Annotated in this window: 17 protein-coding genes and 4 tRNA genes; 4 read left to right on the forward strand and 17 right to left on the reverse strand. The window is 63.3% G+C overall.

What is annotated here, in order from left to right; genetic code table 11:
* Nucleotides 1-32: 32 nt before the first annotated feature.
* The 9 genes from CSQ95_RS00045 to CSQ95_RS00085 form a co-directional block, all read right to left on the reverse strand.
* Nucleotides 33-108, reverse strand: a tRNA-Trp gene (locus tag CSQ95_RS00045).
* Nucleotides 109-174: 66 nt separating this feature from the next.
* Complete coding sequence (gene tuf, locus CSQ95_RS00050) at nt 175-1,365, reverse strand: elongation factor Tu (protein ID WP_077398776.1); 1,191 nt, start codon at nt 1,363-1,365, stop codon at nt 175-177.
* A gap of 88 nt (nt 1,366-1,453) precedes the next feature.
* Nucleotides 1,454-1,528: transfer RNA gene (locus CSQ95_RS00055), tRNA-Thr, on the reverse strand.
* Between the two features lie 43 nt (nt 1,529-1,571).
* A tRNA-Gly gene (locus CSQ95_RS00060) sits at nt 1,572-1,645 on the reverse strand.
* Between the two features lie 63 nt (nt 1,646-1,708).
* Nucleotides 1,709-1,793 (reverse strand) — tRNA-Tyr (locus CSQ95_RS00065).
* 376 nt (nt 1,794-2,169) lie between these two features.
* Entirely contained in the window at nt 2,170-3,672 is a 1,503-nt protein-coding gene (locus CSQ95_RS00070; RefSeq protein ID WP_257217897.1) for a tetratricopeptide repeat-containing response regulator, read from the reverse strand.
* Between the two features lie 133 nt (nt 3,673-3,805).
* Entirely contained in the window at nt 3,806-5,401 is a 1,596-nt protein-coding gene (locus CSQ95_RS00075) for a DUF3369 domain-containing protein (RefSeq protein WP_070220797.1), read from the reverse strand.
* Nucleotides 5,402-5,464: 63 nt separating this feature from the next.
* Nucleotides 5,465-6,556, reverse strand: coding sequence for a J domain-containing protein (locus tag CSQ95_RS00080; protein WP_099408012.1), 1,092 nt, complete (start codon nt 6,554-6,556; stop codon nt 5,465-5,467).
* A gap of 149 nt (nt 6,557-6,705) precedes the next feature.
* A complete protein-coding gene (locus tag CSQ95_RS00085; RefSeq protein ID WP_070289509.1) occupies nt 6,706-7,857 on the reverse strand; it encodes a class I SAM-dependent methyltransferase in 1,152 nt (383 codons plus the stop codon).
* 74 nt (nt 7,858-7,931) lie between these two features.
* Here CSQ95_RS00085 and CSQ95_RS00090 point away from each other — a divergent pair, with 74 nt between their 5' ends.
* The 4 genes from CSQ95_RS00090 (at nt 7,932) to pepF (ending at nt 12,209) form a co-directional block, all read left to right on the forward strand.
* A complete protein-coding gene (locus CSQ95_RS00090) occupies nt 7,932-8,720 on the forward strand; it encodes an SDR family oxidoreductase (protein ID WP_099408013.1) in 789 nt (262 codons plus the stop codon).
* Nucleotides 8,721-8,773: 53 nt separating this feature from the next.
* Nucleotides 8,774-9,172 carry a dihydroneopterin aldolase gene (locus tag CSQ95_RS00095; protein ID WP_070220805.1) on the forward strand — a complete coding sequence of 133 codons (399 nt, stop codon included), beginning with the start codon at nt 8,774-8,776 and terminating at the stop codon, nt 9,170-9,172.
* Between the two features lie 5 nt (nt 9,173-9,177).
* Nucleotides 9,178-10,140, forward strand: coding sequence for a tRNA 2-thiocytidine(32) synthetase TtcA (gene ttcA / locus CSQ95_RS00100; protein ID WP_373631099.1), 963 nt, complete (start codon nt 9,178-9,180; stop codon nt 10,138-10,140).
* 179 nt (nt 10,141-10,319) lie between these two features.
* The gene (gene pepF / locus CSQ95_RS00105; RefSeq protein WP_099408014.1) at nt 10,320-12,209 is read left to right on the forward strand and encodes an oligoendopeptidase F; all 1,890 of its coding nucleotides are present in this window, start codon (nt 10,320-10,322) and stop codon (nt 12,207-12,209) included.
* Between the two features lie 85 nt (nt 12,210-12,294).
* Here pepF and kefC read toward each other — a convergent pair whose 3' ends face one another.
* The 8 genes from kefC to CSQ95_RS00145 all read right to left on the reverse strand — a co-directional run bounded on the left by kefC (nt 12,295) and on the right by CSQ95_RS00145 (nt 22,911).
* Nucleotides 12,295-14,109, reverse strand: coding sequence for a glutathione-regulated potassium-efflux system protein KefC (gene kefC / locus CSQ95_RS00110; RefSeq protein WP_099408015.1), 1,815 nt, complete (start codon nt 14,107-14,109; stop codon nt 12,295-12,297).
* 84 nt (nt 14,110-14,193) lie between these two features.
* A complete protein-coding gene (locus CSQ95_RS00115) occupies nt 14,194-14,778 on the reverse strand; it encodes an SRPBCC family protein (protein WP_099408016.1) in 585 nt (194 codons plus the stop codon).
* On the reverse strand, nt 14,775-15,359 hold the full coding sequence (locus CSQ95_RS00120; protein WP_099408017.1) for a dual specificity protein phosphatase family protein: 585 nt from the start codon (nt 15,357-15,359) through the stop codon (nt 14,775-14,777). Before CSQ95_RS00120 ends, CSQ95_RS00115 begins: the two co-directional genes overlap by 4 nt.
* Complete coding sequence (locus CSQ95_RS00125) at nt 15,356-15,826, reverse strand: hypothetical protein (protein ID WP_257217899.1); 471 nt, start codon at nt 15,824-15,826, stop codon at nt 15,356-15,358. Before CSQ95_RS00125 ends, CSQ95_RS00120 begins: the two co-directional genes overlap by 4 nt.
* 8 nt (nt 15,827-15,834) lie before the next feature.
* Nucleotides 15,835-16,986 (reverse strand): glycosyltransferase, encoded by a 1,152-nt coding sequence (locus CSQ95_RS00130; protein ID WP_099408019.1) that lies wholly within the window; start codon nt 16,984-16,986, stop codon nt 15,835-15,837.
* A gap of 171 nt (nt 16,987-17,157) precedes the next feature.
* Nucleotides 17,158-18,156: an ankyrin repeat domain-containing protein gene (locus CSQ95_RS00135; protein ID WP_099408020.1), complete on the reverse strand. Its 999-nt coding sequence runs from the start codon at nt 18,154-18,156 to the stop codon at nt 17,158-17,160.
* 121 nt (nt 18,157-18,277) lie between these two features.
* Nucleotides 18,278-20,062 (reverse strand): M14 family metallopeptidase, encoded by a 1,785-nt coding sequence (locus CSQ95_RS00140; protein ID WP_099408021.1) that lies wholly within the window; start codon nt 20,060-20,062, stop codon nt 18,278-18,280.
* Nucleotides 20,063-20,187: 125 nt separating this feature from the next.
* A complete protein-coding gene (locus CSQ95_RS00145; RefSeq protein WP_099408022.1) occupies nt 20,188-22,911 on the reverse strand; it encodes a TonB-dependent siderophore receptor in 2,724 nt (907 codons plus the stop codon).
* Nucleotide 22,912 lies beyond the last annotated feature (1 nt).

The raw sequence follows: 22,912 nt of genomic DNA on the forward strand, positions 1-22,912 counted from the left end.
TTTTCTACTTTCGGTGCCCTGCACCTTGACGGTGGCAGGGACGGAGGGCATCGAACCCCCAACCTTCGGTTTTGGAGACCGACGCTCTGCCAATTGAGCTACGTCCCTACGTAAAACTTTCGAGGAGTGCTATTCTACCACCCAGGACGCCCCGGGTGGAAGCATAACATTTCCTTATGCGATGATTTTTGCAACCACGCCGGCGCCGACGGTACGGCCGCCTTCACGGATAGCGAAGCGCAGGCCTTCTTCCATCGCGATCGGGTTGATCAGCTTGACGGTGATCGACACGTTATCGCCTGGCATGACCATTTCTTTGTCTGCTGGCAACTCGATCGAACCGGTTACGTCCGTCGTACGGAAGTAGAACTGTGGACGATAGTTGTTGAAGAATGGCGTATGACGGCCGCCTTCGTCTTTCGACAGAACATAGATCTCGCCGGTGAAGTGCGCATGCGGCTTGATCGAGCCTGGCTTGGCCAGAACTTGACCACGTTGCACGTCTTCACGCTTGGTGCCGCGCAGCAGCAGACCAACGTTGTCGCCAGCTTGACCTTGGTCCAGCAGCTTGCGGAACATTTCCACGCCGGTGCAAGTCGTTTTGACGGTATCGGTGATACCGACGATTTCGATCTCTTCGCCGACTTTGACAATGCCGCGCTCGATACGACCGGTCACAACGGTACCGCGACCCGAGATCGAGAACACGTCTTCCACTGGCATCAGGAAAGCACCGTCAACAGCGCGCTCTGGCGTTGGGATGTAAGCATCCAGCGCATCGGCCAGACGCAGCACTGCGTCCACGCCCATTTCGCCTTCTTTGCCTTCCAGCGCCATACGTGCCGAACCTTTGATGATTGGCAGGTCGTCGCCTGGGAATTCGTACTTCGACAACAGCTCGCGCACTTCCATTTCAACCAGCTCCAGCAGCTCTGCGTCGTCGACCAGGTCGCACTTGTTCAGGAACACGATGATGTATGGAACGCCAACTTGGCGGGCCAGCAGGATGTGTTCGCGGGTCTGTGGCATTGGGCCGTCAGCTGCGGAGCACACCAGGATCGCGCCGTCCATCTGGGCTGCACCGGTAATCATGTTTTTGATGTAATCGGCGTGGCCTGGGCAGTCAACGTGCGCGTAGTGACGCGTTTCCGTTTCGTACTCGACGTGGGCGGTGTTAATCGTAATACCGCGCGCTTTTTCTTCTGGTGCTGCATCGATCTGGTCGTATGCTTTAGCTTCGCCGCCGAATTTCTTCGACAGAACCGTTGCGATTGCAGCGGTCAGCGTGGTTTTACCGTGGTCGACGTGGCCGATGGTGCCGACGTTGACGTGCGGCTTGGTCCGTTCGAATTTACCTTTTGCCATTTTGAACTCCTAATGATTTGATTAGATTGCTCAGGCACACGCCCGACGGTCTGGTTTGAATTGCTTCTGTGCTGCCTGCTGCGAATTCTGGTGCCCTTGACGTGGATCGAACACGTGGCCTCTCCCTTACCAAGGGAGTGCTCTACCACTGAGCTACAAGGGCTGTAATTTGTTGCATGCGATGCATCAAGCATCTGAACGGAAACTGGAGCGGGTGAAGGGAATCGAACCCTCGTCGTAAGCTTGGAAGGCTTCTGCTCTACCATTGAGCTACACCCGCGAGGTATCGTTCACTTTATCTTCACTTGCTTTTTGCTACTACCCAGTTTTCCTTGCAAAAACTTGGTGGAGGGGGCTGGATTCGAACCAGCGTACTCATAGAGAACAGATTTACAGTCTGTCGCCTTTAACCACTCGGCCACCCCTCCGCGGGAACCGCAGAGTATGAAGCATCTACTCACAACTGTCAACCTTATTTACTGATGCCTGACTGCTGCATTTGCGTATAAAGAAGAAGTTGGCTGCTTCGGGGCGTGATTATAAGCTCCCGATTTGAGAAAGTGCAAGGATTGGCGCGAAAAAGTCAGCTTTTTTCGTATTTTTTTTATCGCCCCTGCCGGCAAGCCGCATTTTCCCGTCATTTGCCCCGCATTTCCCCGCTTACCTTGCGTCAGGCGGATGCATCCAGGCATTGCCCAAGGGCTTGTATTTACGCAACAACTGCTGATGCAGGCCCGACAGCACGGGCAATTTGGGATTGCGCGGGTCCAGACGGCGCACGCCGGCGATAAAGGTCAGCGCCTGCTACCCCATGCGCTCATCCCAGCCCTCGTGCTCCAGGCATTTCAGCACGGCCACGGCCGCATTGAAGACCACCTGCGGATTGTCGGGCAGGCGCGTGACGGCCTCGCCCATCAGATCGACGGCGCCGCGGAAATCGCCCTCGCCCGCACGGGCTGCCCCGGCCGCCACCATGTCGGCCACTTCCTGGCGGCTTTGCCGCGCCAATGCCTTGGCCAGTTCCTCGCGCCCCGCCTGTTCGAACACGGCCATGGCGCGCGTCATGGCGGCGCTGTCGGGCGCATTGCGCATGACTTCGCGCATCACCTCGGCCGCGCCGTCTTCGCGGCCGTGCGCCAGGCAGTGGCGCGCCAGCTCCGTTTTCAGCGTATTCGAGCTGCCCACGCTGTGCCGGTTGGCAGCCAGGGCCGCATCGAGTGATTGCTGCAGGCGCTCCTCGTTGCCCGTATGCGCATGCAGCATGGCGCTGCACAGGGCGCTGCACAGTTCCGCATTCTTTTGCCCGCCCATCGATTTGTCGAGGTCGCGGATCACGGCGCCCGCCTGCAAGGGATCGCCCTTGCGCACCAGGGTCTGCACCAGGCGCACATGGTCTTCCGGATCGCGGAATTCCGAATATTTGGCCTTGCTGACCACCAGTTTCAGGGATTTTTCCGCCATGTCGATATCGTCGGCCGCCAGGGCCGCCTCGCCCAGGCGGCGCAAGCGGCGCACGGCATGCGGCGACAGGGCCACCGCTTCGCTCAAGGCCGCCTGCGCCAGTTCCGGCTTGCCTTGCGCCATATGCGTGCGCGCCAGCCAGTCATAGGCGTCGAGAAAACGCTTGTTGTTTTCCAGCAGCCCTTCCAGGGTGCCCTGCGCCGCTTCGTACTCGCCCAGCAGGAACTGCGTCTTGGCCTGCCCCAGGCGCGCCCAGCCGATGGACTTGCTTTCGTATAAGGCTGTGTAGATCGGTTCGGCATCGGCCGCCTCGCCCAGCAGCAAATGCAGCTCCGCGTGCAGGCGCAGGAAATCCGTGGCGTAACGGGGGTACAGGCTGGCGCCCTCGGTGCAGGCGGCGATCGCCGCGCGCTCATTGCCCACGTCGATCAGTTCGTACACGGGCACGAAGGCATTGCGCTTGTCGAGCGCGCGGGCTATGCGCTCGAGCATGTTGTCAGCGGTAAATGGCTTGAGGATGTAATCGGTGGGCAACAGCTCGACGGCGCTGACCACCTTGGCGAAGCTGCCTTCGCCCGTGACCATGAAGAACATGGTCGACGCGTGCATCAATTTATGGTGGCGCAAGTCTTCCAGCATCTGCTGGCCATCCTGCCCGCCGCCGAGGTCGTATTCGCACAGGATCAGATCATACGATTTGCTGCCCAGCATGCGGATCGCCTGGCCCGAGCTGGCCGCGTCGTCGATCTTCGCCAGGCCGCACAGGTTGAGCATATTGTGCAGGCTGGCGCGCATGCCCGGATGCGGCTCGATGATCAGTGCGCTAAGGCCCTTGAGTTCTTTCATGTCGTGATGTCCGAAAACTCCGCGGCGCGCCACACCGGTGCGTGGCGCCGGCCAGCATGAGGCTGCCGAGTATATGACGGCGCCGCGCGCAAGGGAATGGGGCCGTGCCGAAAAGCGCCAACGAAGTTGCTGCTCAAGCGGTGGCGCGCTCCGGATGCCACAGTTGCGGCTCGTTGTCGATCAGATCCAGCAGCGCCGCCACCACTTCCGGATCGAACTGGCTGCCGCTGCGCTGTTCGATGTATTCGCGCACCTGCGGATACGGCCACGGCTCCTTGTACGGCCGCTCATGCAGCAAGGCATCGAAGACGTCGACCACGGCAACGATGCGCGCGGCCAAGGGAATGTCGCGTCCCTTCAGGCCGTTCGGATAGCCGGCGCCGTCGAAATGTTCATGGTGGCCGCCGGCGATCTGCGCGCCATACGTGAGGTAGCTGACGCCGTCGACCATGTTGGCGGCCCGCTCGAGGATGGTGCGCCCGACGCTGGCGTGCAGCTGCATCTGCACCCGCTCCTCGTCCGTATGCCGGCCCGGCTTGAGCAGCACGGCGTCCGGCGTGGCCACCTTGCCCACGTCGTGCAGGATGCTGGCCAGGCCGATCATGTCGAGCAGCTGCGGCGTGAGCTCGTCGGCATACACCCCGCGCTGCTGGATGCGCAGGGCGATGGCGTCGGACAGCTGCTGCACGCGCCGCACGTGGCCGCCCGTGTCGCTGTCGCGGAACTCGGCCAGGTCGGCCAGCGCCACAACGGTCGCTTCCTGCGCCTTGCGCAGCTGGCCGAACATGTACAGATTGTCGAAGGCGGCGGCGATGCGCTGGCAAAACACTTCCAGCAAGTCGCGCTGGATCTGCGCCAGCGGCCACGGCGGCGTGACGGAAATGGCCAGCTCGCGGTTGCCTTCCGTGTGGATGAACAGCACATTGGCCGGATGCTCGAACTGGCTGCGTTTTTCCGCGAACGCCTTGTCGATGGTGGGCGTGAGCGCGTGGTCGGCCGGCATGGCTTCCGCCTCGGCCAGCACGGCGTAGGTGCCCGTGGCAGCGACCACCTCGGGCCGCCCGGCGCCGCCCTGCATCAGGCACAGCACGCCGTCGGCACCCACGTCGAGGATGGCGCTGACCTGGTTGAGCACACCGGAAGCGAATTCGCGCAGCGAATGGATCTGGTACAGATTGGTGGCGCCGGCGAGGATCTTGCCCAGGCCGATGCGGCTGCGCTCGAGCATCATCAGGCTCTCGTAGGCACGCAAGGCCGAGATAACGGTGGTAAACAGCTTTTGCGTCGTCAGCTCCGTCTTGGCCTTGTAATCGTTGATGTCGTATTCGATGATGACGCGCTGCTCGGGCGCCTGGCCCGGCTGGCCCGTGCGCAGCACGACGCGCACGATGGAGTTGTTCAGGTCGGCGCGGATGCGCTTGGCGAGGATCAGGCCGGCGTCATCCGTTTCCATCACCACGTCGAGCAGCACCAGCGCGATATCGGGCGTGTCGCGCAGGATCTCGTACCCCTCGCGGCCGCTGTAGGCGGAAAACAGTTCCAGTTCGCGACCCTTGAAGCTGACATTGCGCAGCGCCAGCCGCGTGACCGCATGCACATCGACGTCGTCATCGACGATCAGCACACGCCACAGGCGCTGGTCGGGCGCGGCCAACCCGGCTGGACTGGCCACCGGCTCATCTTCGTCGAGCAGCCAGTTATCATCTGCATCGGCTTTGAGGTCGGTCATGGATACTCCTAAGGGATAAGTTCGATGTGGACGCTGCGTTGACGCATATCAAGCATAATCAGATTAGATGCTGCTTACAACAGGATTCTGCGTACCACCCTCTCCCGCGGCAGGCGCCGGCGCCGGTATCGAGGCGCCGCTGCGCGTAGTGCCGCCGCAATTGTCCTGGCCTGGCCCGACGGCCTGGTAGCGCACTTCATATTTGCCCGCGCTGAGCTGCTCCACGGTCAGCTTGTCATTGGCCAGGATATACAGGTAGCGTACATTCGAGCGCCGCTCCTGGTCATACAGCTTGACGAAGACGGGCGCCGTGTTGCTGCTGTTATCGATGGTCAAACTCAGTTCATCGCCCTTGTTGCCGATCGGGAAGCCATCAACATAGCCGGACCGCGCCGGCCAAGGCTCGCCATTCGGCGCCACCAGCCCCGCCGACTCGGCCTGGCTGGCGCCATCGCAGGCGGGCCGGCTGGCTTTCAGGCTCAGCTGCGCCACGGCCAGCACGCGGATCTCGGGCGCCTTCGCTTGCGCGGGCTCGGCCGCATACGGCTTGCCCACGGCCCAGCTATCGATAGCCACCGCCTCGTTTTTTGCCGGCGGCGTGGCTGCGCTCTCCGCCGTTGCCGTGTCCGGGTGCACCCTGGCGCCATCGCGGGCCAGCCCGCTCCATGCCGACGCCAGCGCGGCAGGCACGGGCGGCGAGGTATCGAGCATCAGCAAGGCGCCCAGCCAGCCCAGCAGCAGGCAGACAAGCAAACTCAGCCACCAGCGCCAGTTGCGCCAGATGGGCAGCGCCCCACTCCGCGGCTTGCCCTTCGGCGGCGGCACATCCTGCGCGCAGGTGTGCTCATGCGATTGGGCATGGCCTTTCGCGCGGCCATCGCGGCTCTTGCCTTCTTCGTGGTGGGTGCTTTCCAGCCATTCGATTTCCCACTCCTCGGCGGCGATCCATTCGTCGTGTTCCTTGCGGCGTTGCGGATCGGACAAGGTGCCATAGGCGCTGTTAAGGATGGCCATGATGCGGGCGGCCTTTTCGTCGCCGGGATTCTTGTCGGGGTGGTATTTCTGGCTGAGGGCTTTATACGCGGCACGTATGACTTCCTGCGGCGCCAGGCGCGCCACTTTCAGGTTGTCATAATGTGTATGTATCTTTCCCATCGTTCTATCTTGAAATCGGTGCGCGGCGACGGGTTCTTGCAGGATGGAACCGTGCTGTGTCGGTCATCATATACGATATGACAAGATAATAACCACCGGCGGACAGGAAATTACAGGGCGGTACGGCCCTGCCTTGATATTGACCGCGCTTACAGACGGTGACTGCGGTCACTGGACAACAGCGCTTCCGGCAACGCCACCTGGTGCCCCACCGCCAGCACCTTGAACAATTCGCCCATCTCGGCCGGCGACACCAGCTTTTGCACGGCGCTGGCCTGCGGCAGGTAGGTCTTGACCTGCTCGGGGTCGGTGCGCAGCAGCAAGTCGCCGATACCGGAGCCCAGCAGGAAGGACGCCTGGTTCATGTATGCGAGCACATCGAGGCCCGCATCCTGCGCCGCCACCGCCATGGCCGTAAAATCCACGTGAGCCGTGATGTCCTGCAAACCGGGCAGATAAAACGGTTCCGCGTGGGCATGGTGGCGGTAATGGCACATCAGGGTGCCCGTGGCGCGCAAGTCCAGGTAATACTCGTGCGCAGGAAAACCGTAATCGAACAGCACGGCCGCGCCGCCCTTGCCATTGGTCAGCATGCGCGCCAGCGAGCGCATGAAGCCGCAGGCCACGCCATGAATTTCTGTGACATAGCCGACCGGCAAGTCATCGGCGTCCGGCACCTGGGCGGCGATCTGCGCGGCCACGTCGGCGCCGGCAGGGCGTTCGACAAACACGAACTGGCCGTCGGCAATGCTGACGTCGAGTTCGCACCAGCCGGCGGGCGTCTTGCTGATCAGGTTGACGGGCATGGCGTCGAGCACTTCATTGCCGAACACGGCGCCTTCGAAACTGTCGGGGAAGCCGTCGAGCCACACCACTTGCGGAAAGGCGGCCAGCGCCAGCTCCTGGCGCGCGCGCAATTCGCCGGACAATTCGACGATCGCATACTGTTCGATAGCGATGCCGGCATTCGCCGCTTCCGTCAGGATATCGAAAGCCAGCTTGCCCGTGCCGGCGCCGAATTCGAGGATGCGCGGGGCCGTTTGCGCCATAATAGCGGCTGCCACATGGGCCAGCGTGGCACCGAACAGGGGCGAAATCTCCGGCGCGGTTGTAAAATCGCCATCTTTGCCCAGCTTGGCGGCGCCGCCGCTGTAATAGCCGAGGTCAGGCGCGTACAGCGCCAGCTCCATGAAGCGGACAAAGGGAATGGCGCCGTCATTGCGCGCGATTTCGGCGGCAATCTGGTGCTGCAAGGCATGGGACGCGGCCAGCGCGTCGCTATCGGGTGCGGGAAGAGACATTCCCGCATTGTAGCGAATCGGCGGCGCATGCCGCCAGTGCGGCGTCCACCGAATATCTCAACCATAGCAAAGACATGACAGAAGCAACGACAACGCCATACGACAGCACTCCCCGCGTCGCCCTCGTCACGGGCGCGGCGCGCCGCATCGGCCGCGCCATCGCGCTGGGCCTGGCGCGCGACGGCTGGGATATCGCCGTCCATTACCGCGACTCGCGCGACGAAGCGCTCAGCCTGGTGGCGGACATCACGGCGCTGGGCCGCCGCGCGCAAGCGTTCCCCTGCGACCTGGCGCAGGAAGACGCCGTGCGCCAGCTGCTGCCGCAGGCACAGGCGGCGCTGGGAACGATAACTTGCGTGGTCAACAACGCATCGTTGTTTGAATACGACAATGCGGGCGATTTTTCCGTCGCCGCGCTGGACGCCCACATGCACGCCAACCTGGCCGCCCCCATCCTGCTGGCGCAAGCGCTGTACCATGCCACCCCGGCCGGCGGGCAAGCCGTGGTCATCAACTTGCTGGACCAAAAACTGTACAATCTCAATCCTGATTTTTTGTCGTACACGCTGTCCAAGGCGGCGCTGCTGTCAGCGACCACCATGCTGGCCCAGGCGCTGGCGCCGAAAGTGCGCGTGGTGGGCATTGCCCCCGGCATCACCATGGTGTCCGGCGAGCAGACGGCAGCGAACTTTGCCAAGGCGCATGAAAACACGCCGCTGGGACGCTCCAGCACGCCCGAAGATGTGGCCGACAGCGTCTGTTACGTGGCCGGCGCGCGCGCGCTGACGGGCACGACCCTGCTGGTCGATGGCGGCCAGCATTTGATCGGTTTGCCGCGCGACGTCATGTTTTTGACCAAATAATCAGCAGCCCTGCCAAACAACCAGCATTCCAGCATTCCCTAAAAGGTAAAACTATGTCGTCCGCCCTGTCCCACCCTCGCCTGCTTGACTGCCGCCGGCTGTTCCTGCGCAATTACGAAGTCCTCATCAACATCGGCGTCTACGACTTCGAAAAAAAGGGCGAGCAGCGCGTCCTCATCAACGTCGACCTGTACATTCCCCTGGCCCTGTCGACGCCCAAGGATGACCAGCTGGAAGAGGTGGTCGATTACGACTTCATGCGCGAAACCATCGCCAGGCGCATGGCGCAAGGCCACGTGCAGCTGCAGGAAAGCCTGGTCGACGACGTGCTCGCCGCCATGCTGGCCCACCCGCGCGTGCGCGCCGCGCGCGTGTCGAGCATGAAACCGGACGTGTATCCCGACTGCGAAGGCGTGGGCGTGGAAGTATTCAAGATCAAGGATGAAGCATGAACAACATGAGCAACACCGCCGTGCTGGAAACGACGACGACGGCCGTGGAATTCCCGGCCAATGTGGAAGCGCAGAAACTGGCGCGCAAGAAGGCGGAAAAGATCGCCCTGGAAAACAACAAGCTGCACAAGCGCCTGTGCCGCCTGGTCGGCCAGGCCATCGGTGACTTCAATATGATCGAAGACGGCGACAAGGTGATGGTATGCCTGTCGGGCGGCAAGGATAGCTATGCGCTGCTCGATATCCTGATGACCTTGCGCGAACGCGCGCCGATCCATTTTGATATCGTCGCCGTCAACCTGGACCAGAAGCAGCCGAACTTCCCGCCGGAAATCCTGCCCGCCTACCTGACGGAACTGGGCGTGGCCTTCCACATCGAAAACCAGGATACCTACAGCATCGTCAAGCGCCTGATCCCGGAAGGCAAGACGACCTGCTCGCTGTGCTCGCGCCTGCGCCGCGGCATCCTGTACCGCGTGGCCGACGAGCTGGGCGCCAACAAGATCGCCCTGGGCCACCACCGCGATGACATCCTGGAAACGTTCTTCCTGAATATGTTCTTCGGCGGCAAACTGAAGGGCATGCCGGCCAAGCTGCAATCGGACGACGGCAAGCACATCGTCATCCGCCCGATGGCGTATGTGAAGGAAGAAGACACGCAGCGCTATGCGGAAGTCAAGGGCTTCCCCATCATTCCATGCGATTTGTGCGGTTCGCAGGAAAACCTGCAGCGCAAGCAGATCAAGGGCTTGATGCGCGACTGGGACAAGAAATTCCCTGGCCGCGTGGAAAGCATCTTCTCGGCCCTGTCGAACGTGGCACCATCGCACCTGATGGATCCGAAACTGTTCGGCTTCAAGGACTTGAAGGCGGACGGCGTGGCCAACCCCATGGGCGACATCGCCTTCGACGAAGAGCCGTGCTCGACGCCGACCACGTTCGGCACGATTTCGCTGCAAGCGCTGTAATCGGCTGTTCTCAGCCCGTGTTGTTTCGCCGCCACCGCCCAGGTGGCGGCGCCCCGCCTCTTTCCCCCTCCCCTCATTTGCTGTACCGTAGGTAACTCTGCCGGTACGCGGTGTGTCACGCGCACGTCCCTGCCCGGCGGTCAGCACGCATTCTTCCGACAACCTCACTGGAATGAACCATGACGCCATCCGCACTCAAGCGCCCCCTGCTGTTCTCCCTGCTTGCCCTCAGCCTCGCCACCGCCTCTGCCGCTCCTGCGCCAGCCCCCGCTCAGACCGACAGGCAGGCCGACCGCTGGGATTTGACGGCGCTGTATCAAAACGACACCGCATTCGACGCCGACGCGAAAAAACTGTCGGCCCAGCTGCAGCAACTGGCCACCTGCAAAGGGCAGCTGAGCGCTTCGCCGGCCCGCCTGAAAAGCTGCCTGGACCTGTACGCCGATGCGCGCAAGCGCGTCAACACGCTGTACACCTATGCGGCGCAGTATTACGACCAGGATACGGGCGACAGCAAGGGCAACCAGTTGAACCAGCGCGCCGCCCTGCTGGGTAACGAGTTCACCCAGGCGGCGACCTTTTTACAGCCGGAAATCCTCGCCCTGGGCAGCAAGCGCATCGATGCCATGCTGGCGAAAGACAAGGGCTTGCAGCTGTACCGCTTTCAATTGAGTAACATGCTGCGCAGCGCGCCGCACACGCTCGACGCGGCCGGCGAACAGCTGGTGGCGCAGTTCGGCCTGGCAACAAGCTCGGCCGCCAGCGTCTACCGCACCCTGGCCAACGCGGAAATCCCGTGGCCGACCGTCACACTGTCGGACGGCAAGCAAGTGCGCCTCGACCAGGCGGCGTACACGAAATACCGGGGCGATGACAACCGCGCCGACCGCAAGCTGGTGTTCGACGCCTTCTTCGGCAAGTGGAAAGAGTACGAACGCACGTTCGGCGAAACCCTGTACGGCCAGCTGAAAACGGATGCCGCGTATGCCAAGGTGCGCCGTTACGCCGATTCGCAAAGCGCCGCGCTCGACGCCGACAACTTGCCGCCGGCCGTCTACCAGACCCTGATCGCGCAAACCAACGCCAACCTGCCCACCCTGCACCGCTACTTCAAGCTGCGCGCGCGCATGCTGGGCATCAAGGACCTGGCGTACTACGACGTGTATGCGCCGCTGCTGAAAAGCGAGCGCACCTTCCCGCTGGCCGAAGGCAAGCAGATGATGCTCGCTTCCGCCGCGCCGCTGGGCCCCGACTACGTCAAGGCGCTCACTGCCGCCGTGGACGCGCGCTGGATGGATGTGTATCCGCGTCCGCGCAAGGTGGCGGGCGCCTACATGAATGGCGACGCGTATGACGTGCATCCGTTCGTGCTGCTCAACTACACGGACAATTACGAAGCCGTCAGTACCCTGACGCACGAATGGGGCCACGCCATGCACTCGGTGCTTGCCAACAAGGCGCAGCCGTCGATCTACGCGCCGTACAGCATCTTTGTCGCGGAAATCGCCTCGACCACGAACGAGGCGCTGCTGCTCGACGCGCGCCTGAAGCAGGCCAAGGATGACGACGAGCGCCTGCTGTACCTGGGCGCGGCGCTGGAAAACCTGCGCGGCACCTTCTTCCGCCAATCCATGTTCGCCGAATTCGAGGCGGCCATCCACGGCAAGGTGGACAAGGGAGCGTCGCTGACGGGCGAAGAAATCACGGCCATCTATGCCGATATCCTCAAGCGCTACCACGGCGAAGTGCAGGGCGTCATGACCATCGACCCCGCCTACGCGCTGGAATGGGCGTATGTGCCGCATTTCTATCACGGTTTCTATGTGTTCCAGTACGCCACCTCGATCGCGGCGGCGCAGGATTTCGCACAGCGCATCCTCGACAAGGAACCGGGCGCGCTGGCCGCCTACCTGAAGATGCTCAGTGCGGGCGGCTCGGCCTACCCCTACGATCTGGTGAAGGCGGCCGGCGTCGACCTGGCCTCGCCGAAACCGTACCAGGCGCTGGCGGCGCGCATGAACGGCATCATGGACCAGATCGAGGCGATTGAGAGCAAACGGGGAAAATAAGCCGCTTGCTAGGAGGCGTAGGTCGGCTTAGCGCAAAGCGCGTAAGCCGACACCGCCAACACTATGTCGGATTACGCGGTTCCCGCTAATCCGACCTACCGTTCTCCGCTTCCGCCGCCGCAAACGCGGCCGCATCGCTCTCGAACATGTCTTCCAGCTCCTCGCGCGCCTGGCGCGTGAGGGACATGACTTTTTGCTGGTCCTGGAAGTGCGGCGCCACTTCCAGCAAAGTCTTGAGGTTATGCCGGCCGAAGATGCCGGCCGCGCGCTGCGCCCGCTCCGCGCTGAAGCCCACCTGCTGCAAGGTTTGCTCGCCCAGCAACAGGGCCGCGGCAAACGTCTCGCGCTCGATCAGGGTCACTCCCCGCTTCATCAATTCATAGTAATGCGTGACGTTGCGCGCGCGCGCCAGGATCGTCAGCTCGGGCAGGCGCAGGCGCACGGCATCGACCAGGGCCAGGCTGTCGTCCACATTGTCGATGGCGATCACCAGCGCCTTGGCCTTCTCGATGCCGGCCGCCACCAGCAGGTCCACGCGCGTGGCGTCGCCATAAAACACCTTGAAGCCGAACTTGCGCAGCAGTTCGATCTGGTCCGGGTCATGATCGAGCACCGTCACGCCGATCTTGTTGGCCGCCAGCAGGCGGCCGATGATCTGGCCGAAGCGGCCGAAGCCGGCGATGACGATGGGGTTGTCCTGCGCCTCGATATGGTCGTCGGGACGGCGCTTCTTCTCGCCCTGCAGGCGCGGCGCGACGAATTTGTCGTGCGCCAGCAGCAGCAAGGGCGTGGCCACCATCGACAGGGTCACCACCACGACCAGCAGCGCGGCCGTCTGCGGCGCAAACACATGCGCGGCCTCGGCGGCGGCAAACACGACGAAAGCGAATTCGCCACCCTGCGACAGCAGCAGCGCAAAAAACAGCTGCTGGCCGCGGGGAATGTCGAAAAACTTCGACAACACATACAGCAAGCCGATCTTGACCACCAGCAGCCCCGCCACCAGGGCCAGGATCAGCAGCGGCTGGGCGCGCAGCACACCGAAATCGACGGACATGCCCACGGCGATGAAGAACAGGCCCAGCAGCAAACCCTTGAACGGTTCCAGGTCGGAAATGAGCTCATGCCGGTATTCGGAATCGGCCAGCAGCACGCCCGCCATGAAGGTGCCCAACGCCATCGACAGGCCCACCGATTCCATCAGCACGCAGATGGCGATCACCAGCAGCAGGGCAAAGGCCGTGAAGATTTCGCGCAAGTCCGTCTTGGCGATGAAGCGCAGGATGGGGTTGACGAGGAAGCGCCCGCCGATCACCAGGGCGGCCAGCACGGCGGCCAGCTTGGCCACGCGCAGCCAGCCCGGTTCGCCGCTATGCGTGACCAGGCCGCCCAAGAGCGGCACCAGCGCGATCATGGGAATGGCGGCGATATCCTGGAACAGCAAGATGGAAAAGCCGGCGGAGCCGGCCGGCGTACTCATCAGTTTACGTTCGCCCAGGGTGGCCAGCACGATGGCCGTCGACGACAGCGACAGCCCCAGCGCACCGACCAGCGCCGTGCGCCAGTCCATGCCGAACGCCATGGCCACGGCGCACAGTCCCGCGCTGACGACGCCCACCTGCGCCCCGCCCCAGCCGAAAATCGGACGGCGCAGCAGCCACAATCGCCTGGGCTCGAGCTCCAGTCCGATCAAAAACAGCAGCAGCACCACGCCGAACTCGGAAAAGCTGAGAATCACCTCGACATTCTTGATCAGGCCCAGGCCCCACGGTCCGATGACGACGCCGGCCACCAGATAACCGAGCACGGCGCCCATGCCCAGGCGCTTGGCCAGCGGCACCATGATGATGGCGGCGACCAGGTAAAACAGTATGTTGATGAGAAAGCTGTGGTGTTCCATGCGGATTCCGGGCGGATGTGTGAATGAAACGACATCATGCCTGAAGTGGCGCGCCCGCGTGAAGTGGCTGCTCCGCCACGCCGGCTATTTGCGCGCGGCCACCCGCGCCCGCAGCGCGTCGAACATTTTCGGGATGCTGTCGCGGCTCATGCTGTCGACGATCCAGCCCAGGCCCATCGGCACGGGGCCCGGATCCGTGTACACCTGGTACCTGACGGCGGCAGCGCCCGCATCGAGCGGATCCGGCGACAGCTGCCAGTAGCCGCTGGTGTCGGCGATGGTGTCCTCCACCTTCAGTCCCTCCATCGGCACCAGCTTCCAAGCCAGGCTGCAGCTGGCGTCGAGCACCTTGGGCGTCATTCTCAGGCGGTATTGCTTGATTTTTCCCATCGGCAGCTTGAGCGTGACGTCGACCAGCGAGGCGCCGCCGCCGGCGGCCGTCACCTTGATCTTGTCCACGTTCGGCATGAACTGCGGATAGCCGGCGAAATCCTGAATGGCCGCGCAGACGGTGGCCACGCTGGCCGGCATGCTGGTCGTGGCGGCAAAGGTCTTGCCGGGCATGCCACCTTTGCTGACATCGCGCACATCGAGCCCAGGCGTGGCCGCCAGGGTGGCCGGCGGATAACAGGCGGAACAGGCAGCCAGTGCGAACAGCAGGGTCTTCATGGTTTTTCCTGTTCGATCTGCGCGCGCAGCGCCGCCACGTCGACGCGCTTGAGGTAGCTTTCGATATTCTTCCACACGGCGTGATAGCCGTAACCGCCGTTCTTCAACTCGTCGATCGCCTTCGCGCGCGGCCAGCCCTGGTACAGCATGCGGTACATGGCGGCCATCAGGCCCGTGCGGTCGGCGCCGTGCAGGCAGTGCAGCAGCACGGGTCCCTGCTGTTCGGCGGCGCGGATGCTGCGCATGGTCTCGATCACATGCTTGTCGCGGATGGCCCAGGTATTGATGGGAATGCGGACGGCGCGGATGCCGCTGCCATCGAGCACCTGCGTGTCCGAATGGAAGGAGCGCAGGCTGATCACCGTCTTCACGCCCAGCGTCTGCAGCTGGGCCACGTCGGCACTGTCGAGCTTTGCGCTGCGGTACAGGACGGGGGTGACCTGGTGCAGGTTCGACACGTGCGGCAGCGGCGTCGCCCACTCGGTATTGCGCTCGGGCGCCACGGGCGCCTGCGCGCCGGCGGAACCGGCCGCCAGGGCCAGGAGTAACAGGAAAAGATGGCGCAAGGGCGATAAGATCATGACTTCCTCTTGTATGAAAACCACAGCAGCGCGCCGGCCAGCAGCAGCGATACCCAGTAATCGGTCGGCGCCCACCACAGCCAGTGCTTGTGCCAGGCGATGTGGGCCGGATTGAAGTGCGCCACGCCATAGGCGGGATTGAGCACGAACCACAGATAATCCTCGATGATCCAGAACAGCATGATGCAGCCGATGGCGCGGCACTCGAGGCGCGGCGACCATTGCGCCAGGAAGAGCATGGGGAAATGGAAGAACAGGGCAATGAAGGGAAAGACCCAGGCATGGTAGCCGGTCATCGGCCGGCCGCCCCAGAAGATATCGAGCAGCCAATGGCTTTCGATGCGCCAGGTGGGCAGGTTCGCGGCCCAGCCGGCCGGCCCCTCAATCTGGATTTCCACCTGCGCAAAAAACAGTCCCAGCAGGGCCACCCAGGCCAGCGTCAGGGCGATCTGCCAGGGTTTTGCCACGGCGCCCGTCACGCCGGCTCCGGCGTCACGCCCGGCGCCAGCACCTGCGCCAGCACGTCGATGGCGGCGCGTGGACGGCCCAGGGCCAGTGCTTTCGCGCGCATCGCTTGCAACTGCTCCGGATGATCGAGCAACAGGCGCACGCGGTATTCGAGGGTGACGGCATCGAATGCCTTCAGGGCCACGCCCTGCTCCAGCAGATAGTCGGCATTGCGCTCTTCCTGCCCGGGAATCGGCGAGTTGACGATCATGGGCAAGCCCAGGGCCAGGCATTCCGAGGTGGTCAGCCCGCCCGGCTTGGTGATCACCAGGTCGGCGCACGCCATCAGGCGCTCGACCTCGCTGGTAAAGCCTTGCGCCAGCAGGCGGCCCGGATAGCGGCCGGCCAGTGCTTGCAGCGCCGCCAGCGCGGCGGCATTTTTCCCCGCCAGCACGATCAGCTGGAAGTCGCCATCCAGCGCCAGCAAGCGCGCGGCGATGGTATCGAGGCTGCCCAGTCCCGCCCCGCCGCCCATCAGCAAAATCGTCGTGCGCCGCGGGTCGAGGCCAAACGCCCGCGCGCAGCGCACGCGGTCGGGCGCCTGCGCGAACGCTGGCATGATGGGGATGCCCGTCACGTGAATGCGCTCGGCGGGGATGCCTTCATGGCGCATGCGGAACGCCACTTCGTCGGTGGCGGCGAAATAGCCCTGCATCTGTTCGTGTACCCACATGCGGTGCAAGTCGAAATCGGTGACCTGTACCCACACCGGGCAGGCCAGTTGCTGCTGGCGCAGCGCGCGCGACAGCAGTTCGGCCGGCAGGAAATGCGTGCAGATGATCGCATCGGGCTGGAAGGCAGCGATCTGCGCCATCAGCGCGCGCGTGTTGAGGCGCTCGACGGCGCGGCGCAATCGCTGCATCGAGCTGTCGCGCGGCGCGTCGTGGGTGGCATGGTACAGATAGCCCCACAGCGCGGGCGCCTTGTTGACCAGCTTGATATAAAAATCCGTGTACAGCTTGCGGAATGTGGGCGTGACGAAATCCATCACGTCGAGATGGCTGGCGACGGTGTGCTGCTCCAGGCCAGCATATGCCTCGATGGCTTGCGCCGCGCGCAGGTGGCCGGCGCCGGCCGAAACGCTCAACAAGAGAATTTTTTTCTGTTTTTTTTCTGTCATGGGGAAACCGGTGAATGGAACAGCTGGCCGCTGGCGCGGAAGATCGAAAGAATAACATTTCCCCAATTGAATCTGATTGATCGTGCGCATCTCGTTACTGCCGTGCGCGCTAGCGTGGGATGGCAAACGGCAAGGCCGACACTTTCCAGCTGCCTTTGAGCTTGCGCTCCATCAAGGCCGGCAAGGCGCTGGCGCCGGGTGCGCCTTTTTCGTGAACGTCACCGGCACCAGCAGATGGATGGTGACCTTGTCGTCGTCGGCAATGTCTTCTTTCTCCGGTTCCGGGTTCCAGCGCTTGTCGATGGCCAGCAGCGCATCAACGCCGTCCGGCCACGCCAGGTCCGCCAGGTCCGGATCGCCGCGCCGCAGCAGGTCGCCCGCCGCCACACTGGCCTGGTCGAGGGTGCGCCGTCCCAGGCGCGCCAGCAGGTCGACGGGAAAGCGCCATGGGCTGCACGCCGTAAAGCCGTTGACGGTCAGCGGCCAGCGCGTCGGCAGGCAGACGGCCAGTTCGGTCATCGGCGATTGCTGGAACAGGCCGGCCGTAAACAGCAGCTTGAATTCGCGCTTGCCATCGATGCAGCTGATCCCCAGCGAAAAGCGCGCGTCGCCGCTGTCCGGGCTGAACACCGCTGGCAATACCCAGCCGGCGGTGGCGAGCATCTGGACGATAGCGGGAAAGCCCCAGCCGGCGGCGATATCGACCGGCGCCTGGTTCCAGCGCGTATGCAGGCGGTTCGGATTGGCGCCCCTCTGCAGCAGCAGGGCAACCACGTCCTGATGGCCGTCCACACAGGCGCTGTCCAGCGGCGACAAGATATTGTCCGGCAAGCCATCGACGGCGGCGCCATGGTCGAGCAGCCAGCGGCAGGTGTCGACGTGGCCATGGCCGGCCGCCTCGCTCAGCGGCGTATGGTTGCGGTAACCGGGCAACGGCAAATCGATGTCCATGCCCAGCGACACGAGCAGGGCGCAGACCTCGCGGCTGCCGCTGGCCGCGGCCAGATGCAGCAACGATTCGCCGTCATCCATGTTGTAGCGGCGCAAGGTCGAGAGCAGCGGCGTGGCCTCGAGCAGGCTGCGCACCTGCTCCACCTGATTCTCGCCCACGGCGTCGCAGACGCGAAAAAACGCTTCCCGGTGCTGGTTGTACAGTGTGCTGTGACCCATTCTTCGTCTCTGCTCGTGGTGGCGACGCCCTCATCGTGCGGATGAATAGCATTTTCTTTCGATTAATCTACGCGATTTGACAACTCCGGTGCGCACTGTGCGGCGACGCGCGTATCGGATGTTACAAATCCATGATACTGACAGGCAGCATATCGATGCGCATGACCGGATACAGGTTCAGCCGCTCATCCCACGAAGCGTGGCGGCGGGCGAAAAACTCCAGACGCGCACGCGGATTTTTGGCAAACTCGGGCTCGTCGGCCAGCTTCTGCCGGAACTGTGCCGCCAGTGCCGGATCGGCCGCCAACTGCGCGCGCGCCACATCCTCGGCCACATAGTCCTCCATGTATTCCTTGCGCTCGAACGCCGTGTTGAAGCTGCCCCAGGCCAGCAGCGAGTCGGGCGCGCGCGGCTCGAGCAGCGCCATCACCAGGCGCGCCTTCGGCTGGTTGACGGGCACGTACAGCACGCAGCTATCGAGCAGGCGCACCTCCTTCTGCCATTCGCCCTGTACCGCCGCCGTCTGGCGACCTTCGAACGACTGCGCACCGAACTTCACCTGCGTGGCGCGGAAGACTTCCACATTCTCCCTGGAGCCGTGGAAGGTCATTTCCTCGTAGGCGATGCCGTGCTGGCGCAATTTGGCGCCCACCATCTTCTCCTGCGCGCATGGCACCAGGTAGCCGGCCTTCGGCGCGGTCACCTGCAGGTCGGGAACGATCTCGTCGCGCAGCGGCACGTTCCAGATTTGCGGCTTCTTTTCGTCATAGCGCGTCATCAGCGCGCCCGACACTTCGGACCGCGTACGCGTATAGGCATAGCCGCGAAACGCGATCATGCGGCTTTTCTCCGTGGTCTTGTAGCTGAGGGGAAACTGGCTGCCGGCCAGCTGCGTCGCGCGCAGGTCCGCTTCCACAGCGGTTTGCCGCCATGCGGCGCCATGCTGCGCCATCTGCGACAGCAGGGAAACGATGGTGTTGCGCGTGATGCGCACGCGGGTCGGGTAGTCCTTCCACGAGTGGGTTTCCACCAGCACGCCGAAACGGTTACGCAACAGGAAATAGCCGTGCGAAAAGCGCGGGTTTGGCGTCGAATCGACAAAACCCGACTGCGGATTGTCTTCTTCGGCAAACGACATGTAGAACGGCTTCGGATCGGAACCCTGCTTTGCCAGGTCGGCCAGCACGCCGTCGCGCAGCACCGTTCCCGCCGCGCGCAATGCCGCATCGCCCGCGTGCACGGGTTCGACCTGGATCGAGATATCGGGTTCGAACTGCGCGCCGTCCGTCACGTGCAAGTCCACGTAAGCCAGCGGATCCCAGGCATTGACCAGCGCCAGCATGTGCTGCATCTCGGGAGAGTCGGCCTTCATGTAGTCGCGGTTCAAATTGAGATTCTGTGCCGTGCTGCGCCAGCCCATTTCCTTCGGCCCCCGCTGGTTCGGGCGGTTCCACGCACCGAAGCGCTCATGGCCGTCGACATTCAACACGGGTACGAACAGTACCACCTGCTTGTCCAGCACGCCGGGAGCCGCCTTGCCCTCCAAGACTTCGCGCAAGGCCAGGAAGCCCGCATCCTTGCCATCGATTTCCCCCGCATGGATGCCTCCCTGCACCAGCAGTACCGGCAGCTTGCGGCGCGCCGCTTCGTCCGGCGTCAGCGCGCCCGTGTTGGAAACGGCCAGCGCCAGCATGCGCCGTCCTTCCGGCGAGCGGCCATACTCGAAGCAGCGCGCCTGCTTCGGATAGCGCGCCTGGAACTGGCGGCACAGGGTTTCCACTTCCGCATAGCGGCCCGTCTGCTGGAAGGCGGAACGCTCGGCCACCGTCGTCAGGGCGGGAGCGGCGTGCGCGCTGGCGGCAGACACGGTGAACATGGCGGCGGACAGCAGGGCATGGCGTAGCATGGGTCAAACTCCATCGAGACAGGACAAGCGGGCCATTATAGAGTGGCGTTCAGATAAAAACGCCGTGGCAAATAAAAAAGCCGGAACAGCGTCAGCTGCTCCGGCCTTGCTCAGGCAAGCGTGAATTATGAACCGAAGTGGTAATTGAATTCGACCCATCCCTGGCGTCCCTGCGGGCTGTAGCTGCCCACCGGATAGTACGGCCAGCCGCCGCTGTCGTCGCGCTTGATCTTGTCGAATACGTTGTTGACGATCAGCGACAAGGTGGCGCGGTCGTTGATGCGGTACACGGTGCTGATGTTGGCCAGCGCCGTCGGCGTCAGATAGGCCTTGCCAGCGGCGTTCGGGATCTTGCTGTAGCGGCTGACCAGCAAGGTGTTCGACCAGTCGCCAGCGCTCCAGTTCACGCTCAGGTTGAGCTTGTCGCGCCAGTCCGAATTGTTCAGCGATTTGAGCTCGTCGATCTCTTCGTCGCCGACGAATTGCTGCGATTTATTGCTCAGCACCTTGGCGTAGTTGGCCTTGAAGGCAAAGCGGCCATAGTCCGTCGTGCGCAGCAAATACTTGACGCTGATGTCGATGCCGCTGCTGCTCTGCTTGGCCGCGTTGATCGGATTGACGGTGATGGTCTTGATCTCGCCGGCACGGTTCAGCGCATTGGCCGCGAAACGCTCGACGCGGTTCAGGGTATCGACGCAGGTCGGCGAGTTGATGTCGGTCTTGCCCAGGCGGCAATCGGCTTCATCGCGCAGTATCTTGTCGGAGCTCAGGTTGGTTACCAGGTCGTCGATCTTGATATTCCAGTAGTCGACCGAGACGTCGAAATTGGATGTCGGCGACCAGACGGCGCCCACGCCGAACGACTTGCCCTTCTCCGACTGCAGATCCTTGCTGCCGTTCTGCACATAGTCGGCGCCCGGCGATTTGTTCGCGTAGTCGCAATCATCGATGGCCTGCCCGGCGACGCCGCAGCGGTAATAGTCGGTGGTGCTCGAGTAGTAACCGGTGCCGCGCGCCTTGTAGATGTAGTTCATGTCCGGCGCGCGGAAGCTGGTGGCGTAGTTGGCGCGGAACAGCAGCTCCGGCGCGGGACGCAGTTCCAGGCCGCCGTTATAGGTGAACTTGCCGTCATGGCGGCCGGCAAAGCTGTAGCGGTCGTAGCGGCCGGCCAGGGTGCCGGTCAGCTTTTCATGCAGCGGCAGGTTCACTTCCGCCCCCAGCGCATAGCGGGTGCGCGTGCCGGCCGTGATGTCGGACTTGGTGGCGACGTTGAAGTAACCTTCGTTCAGGCGCGCGTCGGGCACGTTGCTGAAGCCCTGCTTGCCCACTTCGGCGATGGTGGCGATCTTCGCCACGCCAGCGGGCAGCTGGAACAGGTCGCCGTTGGTAGCCAGGCTCAGGGTATTCGTCCAGGCCTTGTCGTCGCTGTCGGAATTGCCCGTGATGCTGTCGAATTCGGCCGCCGTCACGCGGCGCGACAGGCGGGCCGGATCCGGCGCGTAGACCGGCACGCCGGCGGCATCGGTGCCCAGTTTCGGACCCAGGAAGAAGCTGTCGATATTGGCCAGCGCGCGCGGCGTGTGGCTTTCGCTCTTGTACACCGAGGCATTGTAATTGGCTTCGTATTGCCAGCTGCTGGTGCCCGGCACGCGGCCCTTGGCGCCCAGCGAGATGGCCGTGGCCAGGTCGTCCCACTTGCGGTTGTAGCGCTCCACGCCGCCCATTTCCTCGGGCGAGATGTAACGCGTCCACGCTTCGTAGCGATCGGTATTCTGGTTGCGGAAATAGCTGCTGCCCGTCGACGACGACGTCCACGTCGGGCCGCGCGTGTTGTTCTCGGTCGAGTTCTTGCCGATCAGGAAGTCGGCGAACAAGGTCGTTTCCGGCGACAGCTCATAGTTGGCGCTGCCGAACACGTTCTGGCTGCGGTTCTTGGTTTGCGTGGTCCAGTAAGTGGGGCCCACTTTCGGGCTGGCGCAATAGCTGCCGTTCTTCGCCTGATACTTGACGGTGCTGCCGCCGAACAGGTCGCCGAACTGCGTGCAGGTGTCGCCCAGGTCCACATAGGTGCCGGAAGACCCCGCCTTTACCACGCGACGCGACGCGATATTCGTCGGCGTGCCCGAGCGGGTGGCCATGAAGTCGCGCTGCAGGCTCGACAGCGGATCGCGCTGGCTCAGCTCCACACTGAACAAGGTATGCAGCTTGTCGAAATTGCCGCCGCCCGTCAGCTGCACGCGCTGGTTGCCGGCGCCGCCGCGCGTGGTGCCGCCCGCCTTGACATTGATATCGAAACCTTCCGTCTGCTTTTTCAGGATGACGTTGACCACGCCGGCGATCGCGTCGGAACCATAGATGGCCGAGGCGCCGCCGTTGAGGATCTCGATGCGGTCGACAATGCTCGACGGGATATTCGCCAGGTTGGTGAAGTTCACCGTGCCTTCGTAGGCGACGGGGAAGTCGGCCAGGCGGCGGCCATTGAGCAGGATCAGGGTATGGTTCGGACCGAGGCCGCGCAAGCTGATGGTGTTGGCCGACGGCGTAAACGTGTTGCCGAAGTCCTCGCCTTGCGTAAAGCCGCTGTTCTGTACCTGGTTGGTCAGCGCATCGAAGACGTTCTTGTACCCTTGCTTGGTGATTTCATCGCCCGTCAGGATGGTGACGGACGATGGTCCCTCCAGGCTGGCGCGGGGAATCCGCGAACCGGTGACCACGACGGCTGGCGGGGTGGCCGCCGGCTGCTGATCCGCTGCGGGCGCTTGCGTCTGCGCGTGCGCCTGCCATGCGGAACCGCCAAGGATGGCCAGTACGGCTACGGTGAGCGGTGGTAACTTGAATTGTATAGGCATC

The sequence above is a fragment of the Janthinobacterium sp. BJB304 genome (genome assembly GCF_002735765.1).
Taxonomy (GTDB): domain Bacteria; phylum Pseudomonadota; class Gammaproteobacteria; order Burkholderiales; family Burkholderiaceae_D; genus Janthinobacterium.

Excerpts from the sequence above, each read along its gene's own strand:
- tuf (WP_077398776.1), bottom strand. The coding sequence starts at position 1,365 with ATGGCAAAAGGTAAATTCGAACGGACCAAGCCGCACGTCAACGTCGGC.
- CSQ95_RS00095 (WP_070220805.1), top strand. The coding sequence starts at position 8,774 with ATGTCGTCCGCCCTGTCCCACCCTCGCCTGCTTGACTGCCGCCGGCTG.
- CSQ95_RS00075 (WP_070220797.1), bottom strand. The coding sequence starts at position 5,401 with ATGACCGACCTCAAAGCCGATGCAGATGATAACTGGCTGCTCGACGAA.
- CSQ95_RS00085 (WP_070289509.1), bottom strand. The coding sequence starts at position 7,857 with ATGTCTCTTCCCGCACCCGATAGCGACGCGCTGGCCGCGTCCCATGCC.
- CSQ95_RS00135 (WP_099408020.1), bottom strand. The coding sequence starts at position 18,156 with ATGGGTCACAGCACACTGTACAACCAGCACCGGGAAGCGTTTTTTCGC.
- pepF (WP_099408014.1), top strand. The coding sequence starts at position 10,320 with ATGACGCCATCCGCACTCAAGCGCCCCCTGCTGTTCTCCCTGCTTGCC.
- ttcA (WP_373631099.1), top strand. The coding sequence starts at position 9,178 with ATGAGCAACACCGCCGTGCTGGAAACGACGACGACGGCCGTGGAATTC.
- CSQ95_RS00080 (WP_099408012.1), bottom strand. The coding sequence starts at position 6,556 with ATGGGAAAGATACATACACATTATGACAACCTGAAAGTGGCGCGCCTG.
- CSQ95_RS00115 (WP_099408016.1), bottom strand. The coding sequence starts at position 14,778 with ATGAAGACCCTGCTGTTCGCACTGGCTGCCTGTTCCGCCTGTTATCCG.
- kefC (WP_099408015.1), bottom strand. The coding sequence starts at position 14,109 with ATGGAACACCACAGCTTTCTCATCAACATACTGTTTTACCTGGTCGCC.
- CSQ95_RS00090 (WP_099408013.1), top strand. The coding sequence starts at position 7,932 with ATGACAGAAGCAACGACAACGCCATACGACAGCACTCCCCGCGTCGCC.
- CSQ95_RS00145 (WP_099408022.1), bottom strand. The coding sequence starts at position 22,911 with ATGCCTATACAATTCAAGTTACCACCGCTCACCGTAGCCGTACTGGCC.
- CSQ95_RS00070 (WP_257217897.1), bottom strand. The coding sequence starts at position 3,672 with ATGAAAGAACTCAAGGGCCTTAGCGCACTGATCATCGAGCCGCATCCG.
- CSQ95_RS00120 (WP_099408017.1), bottom strand. The coding sequence starts at position 15,359 with ATGATCTTATCGCCCTTGCGCCATCTTTTCCTGTTACTCCTGGCCCTG.
- CSQ95_RS00130 (WP_099408019.1), bottom strand. The coding sequence starts at position 16,986 with ATGACAGAAAAAAAACAGAAAAAAATTCTCTTGTTGAGCGTTTCGGCC.
- CSQ95_RS00140 (WP_099408021.1), bottom strand. The coding sequence starts at position 20,062 with ATGCTACGCCATGCCCTGCTGTCCGCCGCCATGTTCACCGTGTCTGCC.